The organism is Aminobacter sp. P4_H6_2, from assembly GCF_056400805.1.
On the sequence record NZ_JBFUKO010000710.1, the window covers coordinates 1 to 2,597 of the forward strand.

2 protein-coding genes are annotated in these 2,597 nt (G+C 62.4%); both read right to left on the bottom strand.

Going from position 1 to position 2,597, the window contains the following annotated elements:
* On the bottom strand, positions 1 to 1,520 hold a 1,520-nt coding region (locus tag AC1DUU_RS29010), incomplete at its 3' end, for a DUF1989 domain-containing protein (protein ID WP_476786783.1).
* 143 nt (positions 1,521 to 1,663) lie between these two features.
* Positions 1,664 to 2,597 (bottom strand): TMAO reductase system periplasmic protein TorT (torT, locus tag AC1DUU_RS29015; protein WP_476786782.1); only part of this gene is annotated, 934 nt, incomplete at its 5' end.

A 2,597-nucleotide genomic window follows, 5' to 3' on the forward strand; every position in this document is an offset into this window, starting at 1 on the left:
GTGCCGTCGTCGATCATGCCGCCATGCTCGTAGCACATGGCGGTGTAGACGACCTGGCCAACACCGAGCTTCTTGACGTCGCGGGTCAGCGTGTATTGCAACAGCGCTTCGGAATCCGGTCCCGTCACCTCGAACTTGCGCAGTGCCGACAGATCCATCACCACCGCCTTTTGGCGGCAGGCCCAATATTCCTCGATCGGACCTTCCTTRGCGAAKTCCTGCGGYAGCCAGAAMCCCTTGTATTCGATGAAGTTGCGGGTGTGCTTGGCAAAGCTTGAATGGAAGGCGGTCTCACGGGTCATTTTGGCTTCGGCCTCCGGGGTCGTGCGTCTGGCGATCGCGCGCGAGAATTTATGCTGGCCGGAATAGGTCCGGACGTGGATGTCGCTGAGGTTCCAGCCATTGGCYGGGGTGGTGTCRTCGGGACAGGCGGATGAGACGCAAACGATGTCGGTCAGCGCCCTGAGCAACACATAGTCGCCGGGCCTGGACCAGGGTTCGTCSGAGAACATCACGCCATGSGCATCGATGCCGGTGTTGAAGAAGAAGTTGACCGCCATCCARCCGGCGCGGGCATTGACGCCCTTGTCGGCGAGCGCGCCATTAAAGTTCTCCGAGCAGTTGATGTGGCCGGGATAACCGATGTCGTCGTAATATTTGGCGTAGCAGGCRAGCGCRAAGGCATCGTGGCGGCCGCAGGTGTCCTGGATCACCTCGACCAGCGGCTCGAAATCCTGGTCGTAATATTTGGCGTGCAGGCCCGGCATYGGATAGGCATGGCCCATCAGCGAACGSGTKGCKGTGACGTCRAGCGCCAGATCGCGGCCCTTGTCGAGCTTGCGGGCTGAAAAGCACTGGAAATCGGTGCACTGGCGGCCATCGACATCGATGATCTGGATGTAGTCGCCKGCCTTGACGAAAAACGACTCCGCCGTCTTCGACTTGACCCGGAKATCAAGCACCGGATCGGCAAGCGGATCRGGCAGGTCSGAGCGGCCRGCCGGGCGGATGGTTGCGCGCTTGACCATCACCACCAARGGCGTYGMKGTGTCATGGCTGTCGATGGCCATMRGCACACCMGGGGCAGCCACCACAAGCGAGCCGTCGCGGGCKACGGTGAAGCTTTCTTCCGTCCCCGCCGGCGTCGYGCCATCGAAGAAGCGCACGGCCTCAGCGCGGCCGAGATCGAGCTTGCGTCGCGCGAGCCYGGCGCGGAAGGTCTGCAGGCTGTCGTCGCYATTGACCAGCAGCGCCTTCAGCCCCGAAGCATCGCTGTTTGCACGCGYSCCYAGAATAYCTGGATCAGCGCGGCCACTCTTRTCGAWSGCSACAAGCTCGCAAGSCTGGCCGCCYTCGGCATTGCGGATGGTGATCCTGTCGCCGGCCTCGACCTCAAACAGYACCGCACCCAAGCCGGGCACGTGATAGCGCTCCGTGCCRGGCATAAGCAGCCCGGGCTGCAGGATCAGGCTCGGCCGCGGCGGACCAGCCGTCACGGCGGGGTATGAAGCGTCCGTCATAGCCATCACGGCCTCCATGCAGCAACCTGCGCGAGGCAGATGATCGAAACAGACTACTTGCCGGCTGTGAACCAGTCCGCCGAGATAAGTAAAAATCAGCAAGCGTTATGTGAAAAGTTGTGACCGGACAGCGGCACGCCGCCTCACTGGACCTCGAAGGTCGGCTTGAACCAGGCCGGCGCGAGGCTCCGCTCTAGATCGAGCGACTGAACATTGGTCCGGTCGATCACTTGGAGCGGCGGGCCGACATGGCGATAGCTAAGCGTGCCTTCGATCGCCCGGATCGCCTGGTCGATGGCAATGCGGCCTTGCAGCGGCGGCGAATCCGTGGGTGCTGCCACAACCTTGCCCCGGTTGATTTCCCGGAATGTACCATGGGTGAAGTAGTCGGCCAGGATCTGGATGTGGTTCGCCCGGCCCTGGGCCCTGAGGATACTGACGGCAGCGTCTGCGGTCGGCGCGCTGCCGACGATGTAGTCGATATCGGGCTGCGTCTCGAGCAGTTCCTCGATCAGCAGCAGCTGGATCTCGAGCCCCGTGTCGCCCCATTTGACGGCGGCRATCTGGGCCGAACTCTGCTTCAGCGCCAGCTGGAATCCTGCTTCAACGAACTTGACCCAGCCCGCACCCTTGGGCCCGGGAAACCATGCCACCTTGACCGGCATGGTCCCTACCGGATGAAGGCGGGCGAGATAGGCGCCGATCGACTGGCCCATTTCTTCCCAGGAGACGCCCGACTTCGCAGTGATCCCAGCGTCGTCAATGTCATTGACCGTGGCAATGACCGGGATGCGGCGGGCAATTTCTTTGATGGTCGGCGTCAACCCTTCATAAGAAACCGTACCGACGATGAGCGCGTCGGCAGTAGCGCTGCAGGTCCGGATCTGTTCGATCTGCCGCTCGAGATTGGGATAGCCACCAGCTTCCACGACCGTCAGCTTGACGCCCGCCGAGCGCGCCTGCTCGACCATGCCGTAGTTGACGCTGACCCAGTAGGAATCCTTCAGATGCGGATAGGAAGCGCAAATCCGCCAGGGCTTGGCGGCCTTGGCGACCGGCTGATAGTCGACTTCCGTC